Consider the following 22,399-nt stretch of genomic DNA (forward strand, 5'->3'; position numbering starts at 1 on the left):
CCCGGCTAGCGTGCCGGGATGAAGCCGGATGCGTGGGCGCGTCTCGTGCGGGCGGGTGTGCTCCCTGCCGTCGTGACCACCGTCCTGATCGCCCTCGCGCTCGGTGTCGAGAACCTCGGGGTGGCCGCGACGATCGGGGTGCTGACCGGCCTGGTCGGGTGGGCGGTGGCCTCGTCGCAGCGCGCGGAGTCGCTCGGACGGCCGATGCCGGTGCTGGCGCTGGTGCTCGCTGCGGCGGTGGGCCCGGCGGTCTGCTTCGTCGTGAGCATCTGGGTCGGCCTGGGGAGGTCCGAGGCGGCAGGCGACTGGATCGTCCGTGGGGTGCAGGTCGGAGCGTGCTGCCTGCTCGTCGCGGCGGTCCTCGGTTTGCTCGGGCCGCGCACGCGCGAGGTGAGCGTGGGTCTGTGCCTCGTCGGGGCCGTCGTGCCGGCGCTGGTCGCCGTCCCGACGGGGATCGTCGCCCTGCGTACCGACGAGCGGGTCGAGGCTGCCGTGGACGACTTCCCAGTACGCGGCCCGAGCCGCCCGGCGGACGCCGATGAAGGAGCTGACGTCGCCGAGAGCGAGCTGATCGAGGTGGTCCGCGCGTGGCCAGATGCTGATCTGGCCTGCGCCGACCTCGCGCGGAGGTTCGAGGGCTGGACGGGGCGCGCCGTGGCGCCTGATCCTGGCGACCGCACGTGCACGCTCGAGCACTCCTCGGCATGGCTCGGTCGTCGCGCCGCGCTCCGCCCCGACGGGACCTTGGTCGTCGCCGCCTGGTCGCCGACGACGTCGTGGGTCGCGCAGGTAGCCACGGACCGGTAGCTCCATCAGGGCTCAACGGGCGAGGTGCAGTGCACCGACCCGGCGCTACCGTGCCTCATGGCATCGGCCGAGTGGTGGAGGTTCGTCGGGAGCTTCGTGGCGCCCGCGGTCGGCATCCCCGTGGTCGCGACGCTGGGCTCCGGCATCGAGGTGCTGGAGTCGGCGCTGTGGTCCGGCATCGCCGTCGGGCTGCTGGCCTGGAGTCTCGTCGAGGTGCTGGTGGCGCTGTTCGGCCCTGCCCCGCAGGCGGGTCGGCGAAGGGTGCCCCGCGCGGCCCTCGCCGTCCTGGCCACGCCAGTACCGGTGGTGTGCGGGGCCGCGGGCTTCTGGATCGCGCTCGGGACGTCGGACGCCGCGGGGACGGTCATGTGGTGGGCTGGCTGGATCGGTCTCGCGTGTGCGGCGCTGGCCGTGGTCACGGCGTTGCTCCTCCCGCGCCGGCGTGGACTCGCCACCGCGCTCTGCGCTGCCGCCGTGCTCGTGCCGGTCGTCGTCGGCGGAGCGATGGCGTTCTACGCCGCCCGGGTGGACGCGCGCCTCGCATCGGCAGCTGCCGACTTCCCGTCCGAGGGCGAGAGCCGACCGGCGCAGCCCGACGAGCCTGCCGCGGACTCGTCACCCGACGAGCCGCCCGAGGCGCTGCGGGTGTGGGACGACTCCGAGGTCACCTGCTCCGAGCTCTCTGACCGGTTCGAGCGATGGTCGGGTCGGCCGGCTCTCGAGAGCCCAGTGCTCGAGGGAGAGTCGTGCGCCGTCGAGGCCGAGACGTCGTGGACGGGCTGGCGAGCCGCCGTCCGCGCCGACGGCCGGTTCGTGGTGGTGGTCTGGTCGCCGACGGCGGACCTCTTCGTCTTCTAGTCGTTGTCGTCACGGGGGCCGCCGGTGGATCGCCGTGCTTCTTCTCGTACAGGTAGCGGTGGGCGACGGGACCGATGGTGATGTCGCTCGTCGGGTCGGAGATCCACTTCGGGCTGCCGAGCTGGTCGTAGGTGGTGGAGATCGTCTCGCGGTTGCGGCCGATCTCCGCGATGAGTGCGACGGCGAACAGCCTTTGGTACCGCGGGCAGGCGCGTGACGGGTCGACGGGCTCCTACCAGCTGGGCACGCGCACGTACGACCCGTCGGATGCGGCGTTCACGACGCCGGACACGTATCGGGTGGCTGCGCCTCCGACGGACCTGTCGGTGACGACTGATCCGTTGACGGCGAACACGTACACGTACGTGAACGGCAACCCCGTCAACATGATGGATCCCGATGGTCACCGGGTGACGTGCACGGAGGGGCCGAGTCCGTGCAGCGTGACGGAGAACGGGAAGACTCGTGAGACGGGCAAGACGGTTCGTCCGGATGGGTCGATCTACACGGCGGCTGAGCTGCAGCGTCGGGGTGAGGCGGAGCTGGCGGCGTCGATGTCGCGTCGCGAGGCGTTGGCGAAGAAGGCTGCTGCGGAGTTCGACTGGAAGGGCGCGTTGGTCGATCTGGGGGTCGAGGCCTCGGGTCTGGGTGACATCAAGCGGTGCGTGATGGACCGCGACGTCGGCGCGTGTGCGTGGGCGGTCGCGGGGACGGCTGGGGCGGCGATCTTCAAGGCCGGCAAGACGATCAAGAAGGTCAAGAACTTGATCGACAACGTCCGTTCGTTCAACGCCGCGAAGCGGGCTGCGTCGGCGGCGTTGAGCAAGCTCGATGGGCAGATCTCGAAGCAGGCGGCGGAGCTGAAGTCGCTGGCGGCGAAGGTGAAGCGTTCACCGAGCAGTAGTGCTGGTGGTGCTCGCAAGGCGAGTGCGAAGACGGAGGCTCCGAGGCGCGGGGGTGGGGGCAGCAGCAAGAAGTCTGCACCTAGTGACCGAGGTTCAGGCCGAGGGCTGAACAAGTACGGTGGATCTCTAGACGAGACAAGCAGCAACGCAGCGGGCGGCCGGATCTTTACCTCGACGGGGGCCATCGATCAGGATGATCTGACTCCAATTGTCCAGTCTGCCGTCATGCGGGATGATGAGGTTCACATCCTGAGCGGTGTTCATGGGTTTGCTGACGGCACCACAGAGGGACATCGTGCGTTCTTCGATGAGGATGTCGTGGCGTTCGGCGACCTCCCTGGAGTCAGCGTCTACGACATCGACTCGATGTCGCCGGCTGAGGTAGGTGCGGTCATGGAGAAGCCGGGCACGATTATTGGGGGGTTCTGCGAAAGTCGAGCCTGTCTCAAGCGGTGATGAAACGGCAGGAGTGATGGTCTTGAGTTCTAGTCCTCTGAAGGAATACGTAGGATTCATCTGGATTGGCGACGAGCCTGGAAAAAGGCTAAGCGTGTGGGCGACGTCGCCCCGAGAGGCGCGGGCGATGGTCATCGAAGAGTTCGGCGAGGGACACGTCATCTCGCTACGAAACATTCGGGAGGCACGAACAACGCGCTAGCAAGATCCGGTGTCGCGGAATCGGTCAATCGGGCTGAGAGGTGTGGAGACGGGATATCGCCATGCTCTAGGCAGGGCCCATAGCAACCGGACTGGTTGTTCGGCGGACTGGATGGGGCTTGAGGTGAAACCCGTCGCCCGGTATCACGACAGGCTGGTCCGGCAAAGTCTCGCGAATTAATTGCAGGGCGTTCTTGGAGGTTTGGGGTGAGTGCTTCGACAGTCGCGACTATGGGTGCGCTCTCATACGAATTCCCCGACCTCCTGCCCCTACTTCAAGAACACCTGGAGGACAACGAAGGTGAGATGCTCCCGCATCTCTACCTCGCTGACGTGATGCGATGGCTTGCGAAGCGGGCGACTGCCCGAGAAGACCTCTGCCGCGCAATTCTTCGATGGCTCGAGGACGCGTACGCGACCGGAAATGAGGAGATTCGCGGATTGTTGACAGTCAGCGGAGTCGAACTTATCCCCGACCCTGGCGAACCGGGATCGGAGTTGCGGACACTTCTAGGGCCCCGGCTTCGTTCGATCGACCCCTGGCCCACGTAACCGTGGGATCGCAACGTTGCTTTTCGAGCACGGCTTGATGACGATTGAGACAGCTGCACTCGTTGATGACAACTTGATCTGACGGTGAGCCCGGCAGCGATGACGCAGCAAACTCCTAGACCAGCCGTGGTAACAACAACTCGAGAACGGGAAGAAGTGAGCTCAGAGCCGACCCGGAGAAGCGCATTCTGCAGGCAGGAGAGGGAGAAGCCGTCAATGCTGTCGCATGAGGCTAGGCGGTTTCGGGCAACGAATTGATTGTGGTAGATCCGTCAGCCGGCCGCGTGAGTTTCCGCTCTACGTCTTCAGCTGGAACGCCCAAAGACTTCGGCTATCGAGCAAGTTAAGTGCGCAGCCCGCGTGGAGAGACGGACGATATCGAAGGAGAGATCGGTGGAAGAGTTCAAGTCGCGTTTCGACGTTGCGGCCCTCGCAGAATCGATGGCTGACACGATACGGGCGGACGCGGAGGCTTGGGAAAATAACACCCTCGGGTCTTTCCTCTCAGGGCTATCTGGGTGGTTGGAAGACATGCACGGGTACTACGAGGCGCGCGGAGAGGAGACCCCGGCGCAACCGACGTTGCAAACGCTCGCTGATCTACTGCGAGCTGCCAAGGTGTACGAGTGAGCTCGTCTCCATTCCACCGCTACTACGGACGACGTAGGCCGATGCGAGGACGCTCCCGGCAACGTTGTTCGATGCAGATGGTGCGCTTCCTGATTGGCGGATCTCTCGGCGGGCTGCGGAGTTGAAGCCTCAGGCGGTGGCGGTGAACTTCAAAGGCTCGACCGCTGAGGATGTAAAGCGCGGCATTGAACTTCAAGGTCGGCCTAGGGGAGGTCTGTGGCGAGTGCTGCGACAGCGCCGATGGGTGCGCTCCCTGCAGCTGTCTCGCCGTCGGCGCTCCATGGCGAGTTCAGTACGAGAAATCCGATGGTCGGGACGCTGTTGAGTCTGGGGCGCCAGGCATCGACTGTGTGCCCCAACCTCGAAGATGCGAGGCGAGAATGACTATTGCGAATCACCTGGAACGGTTGAGCGAGACGATCCGAGAAGAGTCGTCGAAGCCCGAATCGTTGCGAGAGTCCGGGGCATCCGACGACGCTATCCGTCGGGCTGAGAATCTAGCGCTCGAGATGCGTAGGGGCATTCGATGCGGGGGACCTCAGTGCAGCCGACGCATTTGCTCAACGGCTAGCACGGAAGGCGATTGACGAGTGGTCCCCCCACTCGCGGCTGACCGAGGAGGTTCTTGCCTGCTCGACGGCACTGAGGTCTGTGAAGAAGTCGATCTAAACCTGAGACTGTCCCGCACGGCAAGACCGACGGATGACTCCTCATCAAAGGAACCAACAGACCCAGTGTTGTCCCGACAAGATCCAGGATGGACAGTATGAGGTTTCCCGCTCCAGATGACATGGCGGGGGCGCCAGCGTGGGACAACTATGTGGTGGCGCAAGTCGTCCAGGCCTCGCTCGGATTGTTGCCCTGCAACCTGACCCGGCTGGGGGTCGAGATCGACGGTTTGAAGGTTCGCCTCCACTCTTACTTCTCCGAAGTGACGGCCGTCGACGAGGAATGCGTGGAAGACATTGCGGACGAGCTGAGTGGTCTGCTCGGTCCGCAGGCAGATGTCAGCGTCCAGTGGAACGCCGAGGAAGGGCGGCCAATCGATCCGAGCGGCAGTCTTCGTTGGACGTTCCTGCGTTGGGATGGGGGGACTGTCTACGGGTAATTCCTTATCGCCGCGACGAAGCAGGAGAGCGGGTCGGCCGAGGGCGTCGTCAGACCTCGTCCAGGCTCCGTGGCATGGGGCGCTGGCGCTATCGGTGGGGAGGTATCAGAGGTGACTCGATCGGTGGGCTGGTGCGAGAAGGGCAGGTGCGTCGTGGTGCAAGCCCTCCTTCGGACGGCCTTCTTCCTCGCCCTCGCGTGGCTCATCTTGTTCATGCGAGCAGGGGAGCCGGAGAGCAACCGCCGATTTCTCGTGGGTCTCGCGTGTGTTCCCTTAGCTCTCTGTGTGCTGATGCTGTTCTCCTCGGTCCGCGACTACCAGTGGATCCGCAGGGGTAGACCGGACTGAGGTCGACGGGGCTGGGGGAGATGGCGGGAACCGTCGCTCGTTCCGTCCCGCAAGGGGGAGGTGCCCCCAGCCGTCCCACGTCCCGGCAACCCTGCACGTCTGCGGAGATGGCGGGAGCCGTCGCGGCTCGTACCTCGCCGCTCCTCCCAAATCCCGACGCCTTCGTTAAACGATCGAGGACCCCCAGAAAAGAGCGCTGGGAGTCCTCGATCATTCGGCGGAGATGGCGGGAGTCGTCGCTCGTTCCTCGCTCCTCCCAAATCCCGTCAACCTTCATCGAATGCCGAAGGCCCCCAGCAAAGAGCGCTGGGGGCCTTCGGCATTCGGCGGAGATGGCGGGATTTGAACCCGCGAGAGGTTTAACCCTCAACCCGCTTAGCAGGCGGGCGCACTAGGCCACTATGCGACATCTCCACGTCGCCGCCGGGCGGCAACCGGTACAGGATAGCGAGGCCCCGCCGCGCAGGACGAATCGGGCCGACCCTCAGGCTCTCGCCGGCACACGACGACGCAGGACGAGCGTCGCCGCGACTGCGCCCAGCAGAGCCCCCGACGTGTTCGCGACGACGTCCGACACCGTCGCGAACCGCTCCGGACGCAGCAGCGCCTGGCCCACCTCGATGCACGACGACAGCACGAAACCCGCCGCCGTCACCTGCCACCACGACAGCCGCGTCAACGCCACCGCCAGCCAGCCGAGCGGCACGAACAGCACGACGTTCGCCGCCGTCTGCACCACGTCGTAACCCGTCGGGCGCGGCATCCCGAACGACGACTCCAGCCAGCGCACCGGCCAGGAGTTCAGCACGTCGACGCCCTGGTCGACCGGGGTCGGCCAGAACGCGATCGCCGCCAACGCCGCCAGGTACGCGAGCGCCAGCACGACGTGGGTGGGGGAGCGGCGCATCCCCCGAGCCTAGGGCGCGCCCCCACATGGCCACCGCCGTTCGTGACCCAACACACCGCACCTCTGCCACCATGAGCGACATGCGCGTCGAGCACCTCAGGGCAGCCGTCATGAACCCCCTCACCCTCCCCGGGCTCCCCGCACACGTCTTCCTGCTGCACACCGACGACGGACTTGTCCTCGTCGACACCGGCTTCGGCACCGCCGACGTCACCGACCCCGCGCGCCGGTTCGGGCCCATCCGCCACCTGCTGCGACCCGATGGCGACCCCGACCGCACCGTCCTGCACCGACTTCCCCGACGCCGCCGTGCACACCACCGCCGACGAGCACGCCGCCGCCGTCACCGACCCCGACCTGCTCGACCGCACCCGCTACCGGCCGCAGCAGCTCGAGCACGGCCCCCGCTTCGTGCTGCACGCAGGCCGCGGCGACGAGTGGCGCTACGGGCTCACCGGGCACGAGGTGCTGCCCGGCGTCGTGCTCGTGCCCATGCCCGGCCACTCCCGCGGGCACGCGGCCGTCGCCGTCGAGACCCCCGACGGGGTCGTCATGCACGCGGGCGACGCGGTCTTCGACGCCAGCCACGTCAGCGACCACAGCCCCCACGGCCAGCGGCTCGCGCCCGTGCGCACCCTCCGCGCCTTCGAGCAGACCGTCGGCCGCGACCGCGCCCGCATCCGCGCCAACCACCGCGAGCTGCGACGCCTCGCCTCCCTGCCCGACGTGCTCGTCGTCCCCGCGCACGATCGGCGCATCACCGACGAGCTCGTCGACGGCGCCGCCACGTGAGCGACGCCTACCGGCACGTCGTCCTCTTCCGGCTGCACGACGGCACCGACGACGCCACCCGCGACGCAGCCGTCGCGGCGCTCGCGAGCCTGCACGACCTGCCGGGCGTCCTCGAGTGGACCGTGCGCGTCTCCGACGACACCCGCAAGGGCGTCGTGGTCGTCGAGAACGCGCTCTTCGAGAGCGAGGCGGCGTTCCGGGCGTTCCAGGCCCACCCGCGGCACGCCGAGGCCGGAGCGCTGCTGCGCGAGACCGCCGACTGGTGGGTGGGCGACTACCCCGAACCCCGGGGCCGGGACGCCGACGAGATCACGTGACCCGGTCTGCGCGAGTAGGCCACGGTGGGCCGTCCGGCCCCTAGACTCGGCCACGTGCCGAAGCCCCTGTCCCTGATCGCGCTCGTCGCGTTCGTCCTCGTCGACGTCGTGCTCGTGGTCCTGGTCTTCCAGCACGTCCACCGCGCGCCGCCCGGCAGCGGCCTCGGCCCGGCTGCCGCCACCGAGTCGCCCACCCCGGAGCGCAAGACGAACCAGCAGGCGTTCGACTTCAAGCCCGCCCAGGCCGCCAGCATGGACCTCGCGAACGACGGCACCTGGGTGTTCGCCACCCGTGGCGCCTGCGAGGGACGCACGAGCGCCACGCTCTGGACCTCGACGAAGAACGGCGCGTCGCCCACCAAGCGCGACCCCGAGCTCAAGGTCATCACTGCCGTCCAGGCACGCTCCGGCGGTGAGCTGACCGTCGTCGGCGCCGGCGAGGACTGTCAGGCCCGGCAGCGCTCGTCCACCGACGGCGGCGCCACGTGGGTCGACGACCCGATGATCACCCGCTGGTACACGTCCCCGTCCGACCCGACCGTCGCCGTGTCGCCCTCGAAGGGTGAGTCCAAGCCCGGTTGCACCTTCTCGTCGCTGTCGCAGGTCGACGACGACTTCGCGCGCGTCACCTGCATCGACGGCGACGTCGTCGGCAGCGGCGACGGTGGCGGCAAGTGGCTGCTGCTCGGTCGCCTCGACAACAGCCGCACCGCCGTGTTCACGACGTTCAACGCCGGCTACGCGCTCGCCCGCTTCGAGGGCTGCGCCGCACAGCTGTTCAGCACGAAGGACTCGGGCCGCACCTGGGCGCCCGGCGGCTGCATCGTCGGCGACCCCGCCCGCGGCATCGCCGCCAACGACACCCTCGTCGCGGCCGTGGTCGGCGAGGATCCGCAGAGCTACGTCAGCGACGACCAGGGCCAGAAGTTCACGCAGCCGTAGAGGCGGCGCGCCCGCTCCGGCGGGTGGTGAGGACGGCCGTCGCACCCACCGACAGCACGGACACGAGCACCAGCGCTCCGGCGGGGCCGAGTGCGGTCCACGGGGCGCGCTCGACGTAGGCGGAGCCCTCGGCGAGCACCAGACCCCACTCCGGGCGAGGAGGTCGTGCGCCGAGCCCCAGGAACCCGAGCGACGCCAGGGCGAGCACGATGCCGGGCAGCCGCAGGGCGGCGTGGCGGGTGACGGCCGGCACGACGGCCGGCAGCGTGTGCCGCACGAGCCGGCGCACCGGCCCGACCCCCAGCACCGGCAGCACGGCCACGTGCGGCTGCGACCCTGCCTCGCGCAGCAGGGCCGACGTGTGCGCGGCGAGCGGGGCCCAGCTCACCGCCGTCACCGCCACCGCGGCACCCAGCTGCGACGGTCCGGCGATCGCGGCCACGACGAGCCCAGCGAGCACCGGAGGTGCGGCGTTCGCGATCTCGATCGGTCCGGTGGCGGCGTGCGAGAGGCACCCGACCGCCAGCCCGATCAGCAGGCACAGGACCAGCACGACGAGGCCCGTGCCGACGGTGGTGAGCGCGCCGTGACCCACCCTCGCGAGCAGGTCGCGACGTCGCAGCACCACCACCGGCTCCGGCAGCGACAGGGCCGACAACCGCACGGCCCGGCCGAGCAGGAGGCGAGCGAGCAGCGACGCCGCACCGCCCGCGACGGCGGCGACCACCACGAGGAGCAGCAGCCCGGCTTGCAGGGCGGGCAGGTCCTGGGCGCACCGCCGTCGCCACCTCCCGTCGGGTGAAGCCGGCGCCCCGCCACGTCGTCACCCACGGCTCGGTGAACACGGCCGTCACCGCCGTGGCCGTCAGTCGGCCGAGCAGACCGCCCGCCGGCAGCCCGAGCGCCAGGGCCGGCAGCACCGCCTGGCCCGGGCCGTCCCACCCGAACGGCGGGAACCAGCCCAGCCACACCGCGCCCACGAGCAGCAGGACGGTGGCGAGCAGGAACTCCGGCAGGGCGGTGAGCAGCACCGAGCCCGACCCTGAGCCGAACGACGGGCGCCCGCGCAGGCCGGCCCGCATCGCCACCGTGACGCTCACGGTGGCCACCGCGAACGCGACCACGAGCGAGAAGCCCACGAGCGTCAGCGACACGCTCAGGTTGTCGAGCAGGCCCGGCCCGACGGGTCGCCCGCTGATCCACGACGTCCCCAGGTCGCCACGCAGCAGGCCCGAGACCCACTGGCCGAGGAGGGCGAACGGTCCGGCGTCGAGGCCGAGGTCGGCGCGGACCGCCGCGAGCGCCTCGGGCGTCGCCTCGCGGTCGGCGTACCGGGCGCGCAGCACCGTGAGGGCGGGGTCGCGCGAGGCCAGCCACGGCAGCGCGCCGACGAGGGCGAGCAGCCCCGACGCCGCCAGCAGCCGCGACGCCGCCGTGACGACGGCGTCGCGGCGCGGCCGGGGCTCAGGCACCGGCGCTGCTGTCGGCGTCGATCAGGTCGCGCTCGCGCGGGTCGCGCTCGACGCCGGACAGGCCCTGCGCCTCGCCCTGGACCACGCGCTCGTGCAGCAGCGGGACGGCGGCGTCGAGGCCCAGCACCTGCGCCTCCGCGAGCATCGTCAGGCGCTGACGCTCAGCGCCGGGCTCCACCTGCGCGGCGCGGTCGAGCGCGGCGTCGACGTCGTCGTTGCAGAGCTGGGCGATGTTGAAGCCGCCGTCGCAGCCGAAGTCGGACGCCATGTAGGCCACCGGGTCGCCGGAGTCGAGCACCGTGGCGCGCGACAGGATGAACGCGTCGAAGGCGCCGTCGAGCGCGTCGGCCTCGATGAACTGGTACTCGCGCACGTCCTGCTGCACGACGAAGCCGGCGGCCTCGAGCTCCTGCTCCAGCAGCACCGCCACCTCGGGCAGCTCGGCGCGGTCGGTGAACGTGCCGAGGGTGATCTTGACGCCGTCGACCTTCGCGGGCTTCGCACGCTGGGCGAGGAGCTGCGTGTACTCGGGGACGGAGCGCAGGTCGGCCGCCCAGGGCAGCGCCGGGCCGAGCAGGCCGCGCGCCTCGTCGGCGCGCCCCTCGTACACGTCCTTCACGAGCCGGGCGCGGTCGATCGCCTCGCGCGCCGCGGCGCGGACGGCCGGGTCCTTGAACGGGCCCTTCGTGGTGTTGAGGTAGAGCGTGTTCGTGCGCGGCATGGGCACCTCGATCACGAGATCCTCGTCGAGCTGCGCCACCTGGCCCACCGGCACCGACTCGACGACGTCGGCGTCGCCCGTGCGCAGCGCGGCGGCGCGGGCGGTGCCGTCGGGCACGAAGCGAGCATCGATGCCGGACGCCTTCGCCTTCTCGCCCCAGTAGTCGTCGTAGCGGTCGAGGGTCGCGCCCGACGTGCCGTCGACCTTCACCAGCTCGAACGGTCCGGTGCCGGCGCCGACCGGGTTCACGGCCTTGGTCGTGTACGCCTTCGGCGCGAGGATCGACAGCTGCGGGCTCGAGAGCCGCTGGGGGACGAGCGGGTCGGGCACGGCCGTCTTCACCACGACGGTGTCGGCGTCGGGCGCCTCGACGGTGAGCTCGACGCCGTCGAGGATGCGCGGCACGGGCGACGCCTGGGCCGCGGTCTGCAGCGACGCCACGACCTCCTTCGACGTCAGCGGCGTGCCGTCGTGGAAGGTGACGTCGCCGCGCAGGTCGAACGTCCACGTGCGGTCGTCGGTGCGCTGCCAGGAGGTGGCGAGCATCGGCTGCGCCACGCCGTCGGCGTCGAGCTGCACGAGCGTCTCTGCGGTGCTCCAGCGCGACAGCTTGAACGCGTCGTCGCTGAGCGGGGAGAGGCCGGAGCGCGGCGGCTGCATCATCGCGACGGAGATGCGGCCGTCGCTGGCCTGGTCGCTGCCGCCGCCGGCGAAGCAGCCGGCGGCGAGGGTGAGCACCAGGGCGGCCGCGCCGGTGCGCAGTAGTGGACGGAGGGGGGTCATCGAGGTCCTTTCGAGGGGGAGGGGGTGGGTGGTGCGGGGCTCCGGGGCTCCGCGGGGTCGAGGGGTGGTGCCGCGAGCGGACGTCGCAGGAGGAGCGCGGCGGCCACGCTCGAGCAGAGCGCGAGGCCGGCGAGCAGCGCCCACGGGCGCGAGGCCGCGAGCGACGTCGCGCTGGCGTCGGCGTAGAGCGCGCCGAGCGGGACCGACAGGACGAGAACGGCCACGCCGCCGCACGTCGCGAGCAGGCCGTAGTAGGAGCCGAGCCGTTGACCGGCGGCGAAGGTCGGCACGAGGTCGAGCGCCGCCGGCCCGACCACGAGGTGGCCGAAGGTCAGCAGCACCACCGACGCGGTGACGGGCGCGAGCGACGTCGCGGTGGCCGGGACCGCCGCGGCGACCGCGAGCACGCCGAACGACGACGCCAGCAGCCCGTAGCCGACGGGCAGCACCACGCGGCTGGGGAGGCGTCGCGCGAGGCGGGCCACGGGCAGCTGGAGGGTGATCGTCACGGCGGAGACCACCGCGAGCAGCGCGGCGTAGGCGCCGGCGCCGCGACCCACACGCTCCAGCTCCACCGGCAGCCCGAGGTACAGCTGGTTCCAGGCCAGCAGGTTCACTGCGTGCACGACGGCGAACAGCACGAACGTGCGGTGCCGCAGGCTCAGGCCCGGGCCGACGTCGCGCAGACCGGCGCGCAGCGTGTGGCCGTCGGGGCGGGCCGGGTCGGCGGGCAGCAGGCGCGCCAGCGCGAGGGCCGTGACGCTGAACAGCGCGGCACCCGATCCCGCCACGGCCGAGAACCCCCAGTCGAGCAGCAGCGCCCCGACGAGCGGACCGACGACGGCGCCGGTCTCGCCGACCACGGTGAGCCACGCGAAGAGCGTCGCCCGGGTGCCCGATGTGCTCGGGCGGGCCTGCTCCGCGGCGGCCACGAGCGTCTCGATCGCGGGGGAGAACAGCGCACCGCCGAGACCGGTGAGGACGGCGCCGGCGACGAACGTCGGCAGGTCGTCGGCGAGGGCCAGCGTGCCGAATCCGGCCACGCGTACCGCGCAGCCGGTGAGGATGAGGCGCCGCGCCCCGAGCGCGTCGACGAGCACGCCGCCGAGCAGGAAGAGGCCCTGCTGGGCGAACGTGCGAGCACCGAGCACGAGGCCGATGGCCGCGCCGGACAGCAGGTAGTCGTCGCGCAGCACGATCGCCAGGAACGGCACGACGGCGTAGAAGCCCACGTTGAAGACCAGCTGCGCCCCGAGCAGGGGTGCAGCCGTGGCTCGTCGCCTCACCCCAACGCCCCCGGACGGGACGCGTCGACGAGCGCCCGGGTCGCGGGGTGGGTGGGCGCGTCGAGCACCTGCGCGGTGCTGCCGTGCTCCACCACGCGGCCGTCGTGCAGCACGGCCGCCGTGCTGCACACCGACGCCACCGCGTGCAGGTCGTGGGTGATGAGCAGCAGGCCGAGGCCGTGGTCGACGTGCAGGTGCTGCAGCAGCGCGGCGAGGTCGCGGCGCAGCCCGACGTCGACGGAGCTGAGCGGCTCGTCGGCCACCAGCAGCGTCGCGCCGGTGCCGATCGCGCGCGCGATCGCGACCCGCTGCGCCTGCCCGCCCGACAGGCTTGAGCAGCGACGTCGCGCGAACGTCGTGTCGAGCCCGACGGCGTCGAGGGCGCGCTCGACGCAGGTGTCGTGGTCGTCGTCGATGGCCAGGCTGCGCAGCGGCTCCGTGAGGCAGGCGGCGACGTCGCGGCGCGGGTCGAGACTGCCCGCCGGATCCTGCGGCACGTACTGGAGGCAGCGTCGGAACCGTCGCAGCCCCGCGCGACGTCGGGGCAGCGCGGCACCGTCGAGCAGCACCTCGCCCGACGTCGGGCGCTGCAGGCCGAGCAGCACCCGGGCCAGCGTCGACTTGCCCGCGCCGGAGCGTCCGACGAGGCCGAGCGACGTTGCCGACGTGAGCCGCAGGTCGACGTCGGCCAGGGCGTCGGTGCCGTCGGCCAGTCGGACGCTGACCCTCTGCGCGTGCACGGTGGGGCCGGTCGCGGCTGGGGTGAGGGTGGCTGCGCTCATGCGACGAGTCCGAGGTCGTGCGCGAGGTGCCGGTCGGGTCCGTCGAGCAGCGTCGTGAGGTCGACGTCGGCGACGAGCCGGCCGTCGTCGACGAGCAGTGCCCGGGTGCAGAGCGACTGCGCGACCTCGAGGTCGTGGGTGATGAGCAGGAGCGTCGAGCGGGTGGCGCGCAGCGCGTCGACCACCTGGCGACGCGTGACGACGTCGAGCGCGCTGGTCGGCTCGTCGGCGACCAGCAGCGGACCGTCGACGGCGATCGCGAGCGCGATGCACACCCGCTGGCGCTGCCCGCCGGACAGCTCCGCGGGCAGCCGGTCGAGGACGGCGGTCGCGTCGAGGCCGACGTCGGCGAGGAGGGTGGTGAGGCGTGCGTCGAGGGCAGTGCCGCGCAGGCCGGCGGAGCGCAGCGGTCGGGCCAGCTGCCGCCGGACGGGGGTGAGCGGGTTCAGCGCGACCTGCGAGTCCTGCGCGACGAGCGACGCCCGCGGTCGGCGAGGCTGGCTGCCACCGACGCTGACGCGCCCCTGGACGCGCAGCGTCGGCGAGGTGACGTCGGCGACGGCACGCGCGATCGTCGACTTGCCGGAGCCGGAACGTCCGAGCAGCGCCACCCGCTCCCCAGCGGCCTGTCGCCAGGAGACGTCGCGCACAAGCGGGGTCGCCCCCACCCACACCGAGAGGCCCTCCACCTCCACCGCTCCCTGCGCCATCACATGGGAATGATAGTCACTTTGATGTGAGGAGGCGCCGCCGCCCCATGCCCCGGTTTCCCCCCGCAACCACCTCTCCAGTGACCGACCAGCGGAAGAGTTCGCTGGTCGAGTAGTCGGGCTCGGCGAGGAACGAGCCTGAGCCCGTCGTATCGAGACCACTCCAAGCCGTCGCTGGGGGATGGGTCGCGCTGATCTGTTGCCGGGTGGTCTCGATACGCAGGGACCTCGCAAGCTCGTCCCTGCTACTCGACCAGCGAAGGGCCCCGGTGGTCGAGTAGGCCGGCCGGCGACGAAGGAGCTCGGTCGGGCGTATCGAGACCACTCCAAGGTCTCGCTGGGAGCCGGCCCCCGCTGATCCGTTGCCGGGTGGTCTCGATACGTCAGGACTTCGCAAGCTCGTCCCTGCTACTCGACCAGCGAAGTGTCCCGCTGGTCGAGTAGGCCGGCCGGCGACGAAGGAGCTCGGTCGGACGTATCGAGACCATTCCAAGCAGACGCTGGGAGCCGGCTCGCGCTGACTGGCTACCTGACAGTCGCTGAGGCCAGGACAGAGCTGTGGACATCAGCTCGACCGACCCCGGCGACGTCGGTGCACTGACTGGATGGCCTACATGTACATCCTGCGCTGCTCCGACGGCAGCTACTACGTCGGCAGCACCCGGAACCTCGAGTCACGTCTTTACCAGCACCAGACCGGGATCGGCGCGGAGTACACCCGCTGCCGCAGACCGGTCGAGCTCGTCTACGCCTACGAGTTCGAGGACGTCGCCGACGCGTACGCCGCGGAGAAGCGGGTGCAGGGGTGGTCGCCGGTCGAGTAGTCGACGTCGCGATAAAGGAGCTGGCGGAGACGTATCGAGACCACTCCACGCTTTCGCTGGGGTTGGCTCGCGCTGATCTGTTGCCGGGTGGTCTCGATACGTCAGGGACTTCGCAAGCTCGTCCTGACTACTCGACCAGCGGTGGGTTTCGCTGGTCGAGTAGTCGACGTCGCGACGAAGGAGCTGACGGAGACGTATCGAGACCACTCCAAGCCGTCGCTGGGGACTGAGTCGCACTGATCCGTTGCCGGGTGGTCTCGATACGTCAGGACGCGCTCGCTGGCGCTCGCCGTCCTGACTACTCGACCAGCAGAACCCTTGCCTTCTCGACGAGCGGTAGGTCTCGTTGGTCGAGTAGTCGACGTCGCGACGAAGGAGCTGACGGAGACGTATCGAGACCACTCCAAGCCGACGCTGGGAGCCGGGTCGCGCTGAGCCGTTGCCGGGTGGTCTCGATACGTCAGGACTTCGCAAGCTCGTCCTGACTACTCGACCAGCAGAACCCTTGCCTACTCGACCTGCGGAACCCTTCGCTCCTCGACGAGTGGGGGTCAGGAGCAGGAGGTGGGGAAGCGGCGGTCCTGGGTGAAGGACTGGACGCCCGGCGTCGTCGTCACGACCGCGCCGCGACGTTGGTCCTTGCCGGTCGTCATGGTGGTGCGGATGGTGACGGTCTGGCCGGGCTTGATGACGTAGGCAGTGTAGGCGACGGGGCGGGTGCCGAGGCGGCCGCTCTCGTCGAGGGAGATGGCGTCGTCGGCCCTCACCTCGTCGACGGTGCCGCCGGCGGGGGCGACGACGCGGACGGTCAGTTGCTGGTCGCCGCGCGGGGCCCGGTTGCCGATGCCGGTGATGTAGCGCGGCAGGTCGGCGGCGTCGGCCGGTGCGTTCGACGTGATGGTGGTGGTGGCGACCAGCGTCTGGCGACCGTCGGTGCGACACCCCTCGGACTTCACCGTCGTCCTCCAGTCGAGGTAGTACTGCATCTTCGAGCTGGTGGTGTCGTTCAGGTACACGCCGACCCGCGGCGTGGTGCTCGGCTCGGGCAGCTCGCCCGACAGGCGCGTGCCGGCGAGGTCGTCCTCGACCGTCTTGTCAGCGCTCCACAGCAGGATGCGGCGCTCGTCGACGGCCTTCGTCAGGCCCTCGAGGGTCTTGCGGGAGTCGCCGCGTCCGCCGAGCACGGAGCTGAAGATGCGCTGCGCTGCGTCGGCGAAGAAGAGGTCCTGCACCTGCGGGTCGGGGAACCGCGCGTACACGGTGTTGAGCAGGATCTCGACGGCGTTCGCCGACGTGAGCACCGTGCCGTCGGTGAGTCGGATGGAGCCCGTGCCGTCGAGCGCGTAGGAGAGGGCGACGGGGTCGATCGACAGCACGCCGTCGACCTTGGTGCCGAGCGAGCGCTGCACCATGGCGCGGGCGATGGTGGCGACGCGGGGGAAGTCGGGCGTGATGGTGGTGTCGCGGATGTCCTCGGCGATGAGGCTTCCGAAGGTGCGCTCCTCCGCGTCGGTGATGCGCACGACCGGGTCGTCGAACTCGCCGAGCTCACGGATGGTGAACTGCTGGTTGAAGCTGAGCCGGCCGTTGCGGGCGGTGACGAGCGCGAGCGCGCCGGGGATGCCGCCGAGCGACCGCGACTCCGCGTTGTTCTGGAACATGACGAGGTAGGTGCGGGTGCCGTCGGCGCCGAGCATGCGGGGCGCGATGCGCAGCGCCTTCGCGGCGGCGTCGGCGGCCTGCTGCGCCGTACCGAGCTTGTCCTTGAGCTCCTGCACGGGCTTGCGGAGGGGGCCGACGATGGCGGAGTCGTCGATGGCGTCGATGCGGCGACGGTTCTCGGTGAGGACGTTCGCGGCGGTGCTGACGGGACGGACCAGCCCGGCGAACTCACGCAGCGGGAAGCGCCCGTCCTTCGGGCGGAAGGTGTTGGCGTCGAGCGACTGTGCGGTGTCGACGACGGGCGGCAGGGCGCGCTGGGCGATGTCGTCGAGGGCGTCGGCGGCGGTCTGCACGGCGTCGACGCTGGAGCCGACGAAGGGCACGTGGGTGGCGGCGCCCCAGAGGGGGCCGTCGGTGCGGGTGCGGGCGGTGGTGGTGCTCTGCTGTAGCGCTCGCAGGGTGTTGCGTGCGAGGTCGGTGTCGCCGCTGGTGATCTGCGACTGCAGGTCCTGCGCCTCACCGGTGGCTGACGTGATGGCCTTCTGCGCCTGCGACGCCTCGTAGCCCATCCACCCGACGACGCCGATCACGGCGAGGACGACGACGCCGAGGCCGATCCACAGCGGCTTGCGGTTGCGCTGCTTGCGGCTCTTGCGCCGTGCGCTGCCTGATGAGCGCGACGAGCGGGTGCGGGAGGCCATGGCGTGATCCTAGGGTCGCGGGTCGAGCCGACGGGTTCGGTGCAGACATGACTCCGCCACCTCCCCAGCCCGGAGGCTGGTGGAGGTGGCGGGCGTCAGGGTCGTGCTTCGCGGAGCGACGCGATCAGCTGTGACGACGGCGGGCGGCGATGACGCCGGCGCCGGCGAGCACGAGGGCTGCGCCACCTGCGAGGAGGAGGACGTTCGAGCCGCCCGTGTCGGGCAGCGCGCCGCTGGCGTTGTCGCCGCTGCCAGCGCCGGTACCGGTGCCGGCGTCAGCGACGCCCGTGCCCACGACGAGCTTGATCGTCTTGGTGTAGGTCTGCTGGACCGGGACGAAGCCGGACTTCAGGCCGCTCGCGCTGGGGGCGATGTCGTCGGCCGTCGTGATCGTCATGACGATCTCGAAGGTGCCGTTCTCGTTCGGCGCCTGGCCGGAGACGTTCCAGGTGGTGGTGTTCGTGCCGCCACCGACGTTCTGGCCGAGCAGCGTGGCGGAGTAGGACTCGACCTCGGCGCCACCGAAGGTGCCGGAGAAGGAGAACTGACCGCCCGGGGCGACCTGGACACCCGCGGCGGCACTGCCGCCCGGGATGGTGATGATGGGCTCGTCGCCGTAGGCGAACGCCGAGCCGGCGGAGAAGAGGGTGACCAGACCGGCCACGAGGCCAGCGATGGCCAGACGAGTGCTGCGCATGTGAAGCTCCGAGGGATGTAGAAGACGACCACAAAACCAGTGGTTCCCGGCTAACAGTAGCGGTGAAAAGCCCTCGCGAACCAAACTTGTCCAAACTATTCACACGGACGCAACACGGGCCAACTTGCTGGCGGCGTGTCTGGGGGATTTTTCCCGTCTTTTCAGGAAGCCGAGCTGTGACTCATGACACAAGCCGTGGGGACGTACGACCGGTCCGCACGGACTGAGACGCCCGGAAGATCAGGCCTGACGGCCCGGATCGTCGATCTCGGGGTCGTCCGGGAGGCCGCGGCTCGCGTCGAGGCGGCGGCTGGGCTCGCGACCCACGGCGTCGTCGAGGGCGTCGAGGTCGCCCGAGCGGTCGGTGCGCCGACGAGCTGTGACGGGGTGCGACTGACGCTGCTGCTGTTGCTGCGTGGTGTCGGCGCGGCGCTTGGAGCCGCGTCGGGTCGAAGCGGGTTCGGGGCGGTCCTCCGCCGCCTCCACGCTGTCGGTGTCCGTCGGCGCGTAGCCGTAGCCGTACCCGTAGCCGTACCCGTAGCGCCCGGACTTCACGGGCGTCATGTTGAAGACCGCCGCGACGGGCTTGGCGCCGACGCCCTCGAGACGTCCGACCGCGGCGCGCACCTGGTCGCTGGAGGTCTTGCCGTGGCGGACGACGAGCACGGCGCCGTCGACGACGCTGGAGATCAGCGCGGCGTCGGTGACCGGCAGGAGCGGCGGGGCGTCGATGAGCACGACGTCGTACTCGGCGCGCAGCTGCTCGACGAGGCTCACCATGGCGCGCGACTGCAGCAGCTCGGCGGGGTTGGGCGGCGTCTTGCCGCTCGAGAGCACCGACAGGCCGGAGACGCCGGTCTCCTGCATGGCGTCGGGCAGCTCCACACGGCCGACGAGCACCGTGGTGAGGCCGACGGCCTCGACGAGCCCGAGGTACTGCGCCACGCGGGGGCGTCGCATGTCGCCCTCCACCAGCGCGACCTTCTGACCGCCCTCGGCGAGCGCGAGCGCGAGGTTGACGGCCGTGGTGCTCTTGCCCTCGCCCGGCAGCGCGCTGGAGAGCACGAAGACCTTCTTGTTGGCGTCGGGGTCGATGAACTGCAGGTTGGTGCGCAGCACGCGGAAGGCTTCGGCGCGCGGGGAGTACGGGTCGATCTCGGAGATGAGCGGGGCGCCGTCGGCGCCGTTGTCGAACGGGATGGCGCCGATGACGGGCGCCTCGGCGAGCTCCTCGAGCTGCTTGTGCGTCTTGACGGAGGAGTCGAGGGTCTCGCGCAGCACGGCGATGCCGGCTCCGAGCAGTAGACCGAGGATGAGGCCGAGGCCGAGGTTGCGCAGCGGCTGGGGCGAGACGGGAGAGGTCGGTGCCGTGGCCTGGTTGGTCACGGTGGCCTTGATGGTGGCCTGGTCCTTGCCGGGCGGCGTCTCGAGCTCGCCGACGTAGCCGACGAACACGTCTGCGGTGGTCTCGGCGATGCGCTGGGCGCGCTCGGGCGAGGGGTCGGTGACCGTGATCGTCAGGATGACCGTGTCAAGCTGCGATGTGGCGGTGATCTGCTGGCTCAGCTCGGCCGGTGTCTCGTCGAGGTCGAGGTTGCGGATGACGCGCCGGGTGACCTCGTTCTGGTTCACCATCTCGGCGTAGCTCTTCACGCGCTGCAGCGAGAACTGGCTGCCCTGGAAGGCCTGGCTGTCGTCGGCGGCTTGCGAGGTGGAGATGAACAGGTCGGTGGACGACGCGTACTGGGGCGTGGTGCGCCAGGTGGCGAGCGCTGCCAAGGCGACGACACCGAGGGCCACGGACGCGATGAGCAACCAGCGGTGACGAAGGATGGTCAGGTAGTCCCGCAGGTCCACGTACAGCTCCCGAGTGGTGATGACGGCGGCCCCCGAGACCGAGGGATGCGCCTCACTCTAGGCGAGGCGGGTGGGGATCGTGGACGACTTGGCTGTGACGTCGTGCGGGCGAATCGTGCGCGATGCTCAGACGTGGGCGAGGAGGTCGAGCAGGTAGCGGCCGTAACCGCTCTTGTGCAGCCGCTCGCCGCGGGCTCGCAGCTGGTCGTCGTCGATGTATCCGAGACGCCAGGCGATCTCCTCGGGTGCGCCGACTTTGAGGCCCTGGCGGGACTCGACGGAACGGACGAAGTTGGAGGCGTCGTTGAGGGAGTCGAAGGTGCCGGTGTCGAGCCAGGCGGTGCCGCGCTCGAGGATCTCGACGTGCAGCCGACCCTCCTCGAGGTAGCGCTCCTGCAGGCCGGTGATCTCGAGCTCGCCGCGGTCCGACGGCTTGAGCTCGTGGGCGTACTCGACGACGTCGCTGTCGAAGAAGTAGAGGCCGGGGATGGCGAACGGGCTCTTTGGCTCGGCGGGCTTCTCCTCGATGGACAGCACGCGACCGTCGTCGGCGAACTCGACGACGCCGTAGGGTCGCGGGTCGGCCATCCGATATCCGAAGATCGCGGCGCCGTCCATCTGCTTGAAGCGGCCGAGCGTGGATCCGAGGCCGGTGCCGTAGAAGATGTTGTCGCCGAGCACGAGTGCGCTGTGGCTTGTTCCGACGTGCTCGGCGCCGATGATGTAGGCCTGCGCGAGGCCGTCGGGGCTGGGCTGCTGCGCGTACGTGAGCCGGATGCCGAACTGGCTGCCGTCGCCGAGAAGTCGCTCGAAACCGTCGGCCTCGTGCGGCGTCGTGATGACCAAAATGTCCCGGATGCCCGCCAGCATGAGCGTCGACAGCGGGTAGTAGATCATGGGCTTGTCGTAGACCGGCATGAGCTGCTTGCTGATGCCCTCGGTGATCGGGTGCAGACGGGTACCGGTGCCGCCGGCCAGGATGATGCCCTTCATCGGTGCACGTCCGTCTCCATGAACGGACCAACGATATGAGGAGGCCGTAGTCACGGCGCCTCGTCGCGCGGTTCGCACGGTCACGCGACCCTGAGTCGAGCCGATCTGTGATCGAGCCCTCTTGGATGGCGCGCTCAAACGCTCTCGCGCGGCACCGCGCCCGTGACACGATGTGGACGACGTGCTGGAGATCCCGGCGAGAGGGCGATCGATGAGACGTGGACCGGTGGACCTGCTCCCGGCGGGAGCGCTGCCGCTCGGACTCGGGTGCAGCAGGCTTGGTTCGGTCGGGGGAGCATCGCCGGACGAGGCGCGTACTGTCCTCGCGCTTGCGCTCGAAGAGGGTGTGCGGTTCTTCGACACGTCCAACATCTATGGCCAGGGCGACAGCGAACGCCTGATCGGCGAGGCGATGAGTCGGCGCGACGATGTGGTCGTGGTGACCAAGGCCGGAAAGTACGTGCCTTGGCCGAAGCGCGCCCTCGTGCCCGTGAAGGGGCTTCTCAGAGGCTCGGTGAGACGGTCGACCGCAGCGAAGCAGACCGTCGGGTCCGCGCGCGCCAAGCCGATGCCCACGAACTGGGAGCCCTCGCGCCTCAGGTCGAGCCTCCACGGGAGCCTTCGTCGTCTTCGGCGCGAGTACGTCGACGTGCTGATGCTTCACAGCCCTCCGGTCGAGATCGTCGAGCGAGGGGAAGCGACGGCAGGCCTCGAGGACGCCAGGCTCGCAGGAGACGTGAGGTACGTCGGCGTGTCCGTCGACGACGTCGCCACTGCCAACGCCTGCCTCGACGACGGCCGGATATCGGTGCTGCAGCTCCCGTTGCACCCAGGCTCGGACGACTACGCCGAGGTGCTCGACCGCGCACGAGTTCTGGGCGTAGCGGTGATTGCGCGGGAGGTTCTTGGCGGCATCGGCTCACTGTCGGGCCATCCGCGCCCCAGTGAGCTCGCGCAGGACCGGATCTGTCGTTCCATCAACGATCCGTTGGTGGCGATCACGCTCGTCGGGGCGACAAGGACGTCGAGTCTGGCTGCGTCGGTCGAGGCTGCCCGCTCGTGCACCGGTGGCCACCCATGAGCGCGCG

At 70.0% G+C, this 22,399-nt stretch carries 21 protein-coding genes and 1 tRNA gene; 11 read left to right on the forward strand and 11 right to left on the reverse strand.

What is annotated here, in order from left to right; genetic code table 11:
• Positions 1–18: 18 nt before the first annotated feature.
• The 6 genes from A6Q81_RS16760 (at position 19) to A6Q81_RS16780 (ending at position 5,517) form a co-directional block, all read left to right on the forward strand.
• On the forward strand, positions 19–807 hold the full coding sequence (locus tag A6Q81_RS16760; RefSeq protein ID WP_286691175.1) for a hypothetical protein: 789 nt from the start codon (positions 19–21) through the stop codon (positions 805–807).
• A 57-nt stretch (positions 808–864) separates the two neighbouring features.
• Positions 865–1,665 carry a hypothetical protein gene (locus A6Q81_RS16765; RefSeq protein ID WP_286691176.1) on the forward strand — a complete coding sequence of 267 codons (801 nt, stop codon included), beginning with the start codon at positions 865–867 and terminating at the stop codon, positions 1,663–1,665.
• Between the two features lie 131 nt (positions 1,666–1,796).
• Entirely contained in the window at positions 1,797–3,026 is a 1,230-nt protein-coding gene (locus A6Q81_RS16770; RefSeq protein ID WP_067860635.1) for an RHS repeat-associated core domain-containing protein, read from the forward strand.
• Positions 3,027–3,458: 432 nt separating this feature from the next.
• Complete coding sequence (locus A6Q81_RS17430; RefSeq protein WP_470207140.1) at positions 3,459–3,779, forward strand: DUF7674 family protein; 321 nt, start codon at positions 3,459–3,461, stop codon at positions 3,777–3,779.
• 393 nt (positions 3,780–4,172) lie between these two features.
• Complete coding sequence (locus tag A6Q81_RS16775) at positions 4,173–4,409, forward strand: DUF7660 family protein (RefSeq protein WP_286691177.1); 237 nt, start codon at positions 4,173–4,175, stop codon at positions 4,407–4,409.
• 766 nt (positions 4,410–5,175) lie between these two features.
• Positions 5,176–5,517, forward strand: coding sequence for a hypothetical protein (locus tag A6Q81_RS16780; RefSeq protein WP_286691178.1), 342 nt, complete (start codon positions 5,176–5,178; stop codon positions 5,515–5,517).
• Positions 5,518–6,192: 675 nt separating this feature from the next.
• Here the strand turns inward: A6Q81_RS16780 and A6Q81_RS16785 are convergent.
• Positions 6,193–6,279: transfer RNA gene (locus A6Q81_RS16785), tRNA-Ser, on the reverse strand.
• A gap of 70 nt (positions 6,280–6,349) precedes the next feature.
• Positions 6,350–6,772 carry a VanZ family protein gene (locus A6Q81_RS16790; RefSeq protein WP_286691179.1) on the reverse strand — a complete coding sequence of 141 codons (423 nt, stop codon included), beginning with the start codon at positions 6,770–6,772 and terminating at the stop codon, positions 6,350–6,352.
• Between the two features lie 261 nt (positions 6,773–7,033).
• Between A6Q81_RS16790 and A6Q81_RS16795 the strand changes: the two genes are divergently transcribed.
• The 3 genes from A6Q81_RS16795 to A6Q81_RS16805 are packed head-to-tail and all read left to right on the forward strand — an operon-like array spanning position 7,034 to position 8,823.
• The gene (locus A6Q81_RS16795) at positions 7,034–7,564 is read left to right on the forward strand and encodes an MBL fold metallo-hydrolase (protein ID WP_286691180.1); all 531 of its coding nucleotides are present in this window, start codon (positions 7,034–7,036) and stop codon (positions 7,562–7,564) included.
• Entirely contained in the window at positions 7,561–7,881 is a 321-nt protein-coding gene (locus A6Q81_RS16800) for a Dabb family protein (RefSeq protein WP_067860627.1), read from the forward strand. Before A6Q81_RS16795 ends, A6Q81_RS16800 begins: the two co-directional genes overlap by 4 nt.
• Before the next feature lie 54 nt (positions 7,882–7,935).
• Entirely contained in the window at positions 7,936–8,823 is an 888-nt protein-coding gene (locus A6Q81_RS16805; RefSeq protein WP_067860625.1) for a hypothetical protein, read from the forward strand.
• Here A6Q81_RS16805 and A6Q81_RS16810 read toward each other — a convergent pair.
• From A6Q81_RS16810 to A6Q81_RS16830, 5 genes are all read right to left on the reverse strand, one after another.
• Complete coding sequence (locus tag A6Q81_RS16810; RefSeq protein ID WP_286691181.1) at positions 8,810–9,553, reverse strand: ABC transporter permease; 744 nt, start codon at positions 9,551–9,553, stop codon at positions 8,810–8,812. The genes A6Q81_RS16805 and A6Q81_RS16810 overlap by 14 nt on opposite strands.
• A 734-nt stretch (positions 9,554–10,287) precedes the next feature.
• Positions 10,288–11,799, reverse strand: a complete 1,512-nt coding sequence (locus A6Q81_RS16815; protein WP_286691182.1) for an ABC transporter substrate-binding protein — start codon at positions 11,797–11,799, stop codon at positions 10,288–10,290.
• Entirely contained in the window at positions 11,796–13,085 is a 1,290-nt protein-coding gene (locus A6Q81_RS16820) for an MFS transporter (RefSeq protein WP_286691183.1), read from the reverse strand. Before A6Q81_RS16820 ends, A6Q81_RS16815 begins: the two co-directional genes overlap by 4 nt.
• Positions 13,082–13,867 carry an ATP-binding cassette domain-containing protein gene (locus A6Q81_RS16825; protein WP_286691184.1) on the reverse strand — a complete coding sequence of 262 codons (786 nt, stop codon included), beginning with the start codon at positions 13,865–13,867 and terminating at the stop codon, positions 13,082–13,084. Before A6Q81_RS16825 ends, A6Q81_RS16820 begins: the two co-directional genes overlap by 4 nt.
• Positions 13,864–14,577 carry an ATP-binding cassette domain-containing protein gene (locus A6Q81_RS16830; protein WP_286691221.1) on the reverse strand — a complete coding sequence of 238 codons (714 nt, stop codon included), beginning with the start codon at positions 14,575–14,577 and terminating at the stop codon, positions 13,864–13,866. The genes A6Q81_RS16825 and A6Q81_RS16830 overlap by 4 nt, the downstream gene beginning before the upstream one ends.
• A 605-nt stretch (positions 14,578–15,182) precedes the next feature.
• Here A6Q81_RS16830 and A6Q81_RS16835 point away from each other — a divergent pair.
• A complete protein-coding gene (locus tag A6Q81_RS16835; RefSeq protein WP_286691185.1) occupies positions 15,183–15,401 on the forward strand; it encodes a GIY-YIG nuclease family protein in 219 nt (72 codons plus the stop codon).
• 551 nt (positions 15,402–15,952) lie between these two features.
• Here the strand turns inward: A6Q81_RS16835 and A6Q81_RS16840 are convergent.
• The 4 genes from A6Q81_RS16840 to rfbA form a co-directional block, all read right to left on the reverse strand.
• Entirely contained in the window at positions 15,953–17,764 is a 1,812-nt protein-coding gene (locus tag A6Q81_RS16840; protein ID WP_286691186.1) for a DUF4012 domain-containing protein, read from the reverse strand.
• A gap of 124 nt (positions 17,765–17,888) precedes the next feature.
• Positions 17,889–18,461: an LPXTG cell wall anchor domain-containing protein gene (locus A6Q81_RS16845; RefSeq protein WP_067860611.1), complete on the reverse strand. Its 573-nt coding sequence runs from the start codon at positions 18,459–18,461 to the stop codon at positions 17,889–17,891.
• A gap of 240 nt (positions 18,462–18,701) precedes the next feature.
• Positions 18,702–20,318 carry a tyrosine-protein kinase domain-containing protein gene (locus A6Q81_RS16850; protein ID WP_286691187.1) on the reverse strand — a complete coding sequence of 539 codons (1,617 nt, stop codon included), beginning with the start codon at positions 20,316–20,318 and terminating at the stop codon, positions 18,702–18,704.
• Positions 20,319–20,444: 126 nt separating this feature from the next.
• On the reverse strand, positions 20,445–21,311 hold the full coding sequence (gene rfbA / locus A6Q81_RS16855) for a glucose-1-phosphate thymidylyltransferase RfbA (protein ID WP_286691188.1): 867 nt from the start codon (positions 21,309–21,311) through the stop codon (positions 20,445–20,447).
• Positions 21,312–21,537: 226 nt separating this feature from the next.
• Between rfbA and A6Q81_RS16860 the strand changes: the two genes are divergently transcribed.
• On the forward strand, positions 21,538–22,392 hold the full coding sequence (locus tag A6Q81_RS16860) for an aldo/keto reductase (RefSeq protein ID WP_067860607.1): 855 nt from the start codon (positions 21,538–21,540) through the stop codon (positions 22,390–22,392).
• Positions 22,393–22,399: the final 7 nt, after the last annotated feature.

This window comes from Aeromicrobium sp. REDSEA-S38_B2, from assembly GCF_001628525.1.
Taxonomy (GTDB): Bacteria; Actinomycetota; Actinomycetes; order Propionibacteriales; family Nocardioidaceae; genus Aeromicrobium; species Aeromicrobium erythreum.

What these genes read in the sequence shown, in the direction of transcription:
- A6Q81_RS16815 (WP_286691182.1), bottom strand. Translation starts at nt 11,799, where the DNA reads ATGACCCCCCTCCGTCCACTACTGCGCACCGGCGCGGCCGCCCTGGTG.
- A6Q81_RS16765 (WP_286691176.1), top strand. Translation starts at nt 865, where the DNA reads ATGGCATCGGCCGAGTGGTGGAGGTTCGTCGGGAGCTTCGTGGCGCCC.
- rfbA (WP_286691188.1), bottom strand. Translation starts at nt 21,311, where the DNA reads ATGAAGGGCATCATCCTGGCCGGCGGCACCGGTACCCGTCTGCACCCG.
- A6Q81_RS16760 (WP_286691175.1), top strand. Translation starts at nt 19, where the DNA reads ATGAAGCCGGATGCGTGGGCGCGTCTCGTGCGGGCGGGTGTGCTCCCT.
- A6Q81_RS16835 (WP_286691185.1), top strand. Translation starts at nt 15,183, where the DNA reads ATGGCCTACATGTACATCCTGCGCTGCTCCGACGGCAGCTACTACGTC.
- A6Q81_RS16840 (WP_286691186.1), bottom strand. Translation starts at nt 17,764, where the DNA reads ATGGCCTCCCGCACCCGCTCGTCGCGCTCATCAGGCAGCGCACGGCGC.
- A6Q81_RS16845 (WP_067860611.1), bottom strand. Translation starts at nt 18,461, where the DNA reads ATGCGCAGCACTCGTCTGGCCATCGCTGGCCTCGTGGCCGGTCTGGTC.
- A6Q81_RS16830 (WP_286691221.1), bottom strand. Translation starts at nt 14,577, where the DNA reads ATGGCGCAGGGAGCGGTGGAGGTGGAGGGCCTCTCGGTGTGGGTGGGG.
- A6Q81_RS17430 (WP_470207140.1), top strand. Translation starts at nt 3,459, where the DNA reads ATGGGTGCGCTCTCATACGAATTCCCCGACCTCCTGCCCCTACTTCAA.
- A6Q81_RS16780 (WP_286691178.1), top strand. Translation starts at nt 5,176, where the DNA reads ATGAGGTTTCCCGCTCCAGATGACATGGCGGGGGCGCCAGCGTGGGAC.
- A6Q81_RS16825 (WP_286691184.1), bottom strand. Translation starts at nt 13,867, where the DNA reads ATGAGCGCAGCCACCCTCACCCCAGCCGCGACCGGCCCCACCGTGCAC.
- A6Q81_RS16795 (WP_286691180.1), top strand. Translation starts at nt 7,034, where the DNA reads ATGGCGACCCCGACCGCACCGTCCTGCACCGACTTCCCCGACGCCGCC.
- A6Q81_RS16790 (WP_286691179.1), bottom strand. Translation starts at nt 6,772, where the DNA reads ATGCGCCGCTCCCCCACCCACGTCGTGCTGGCGCTCGCGTACCTGGCG.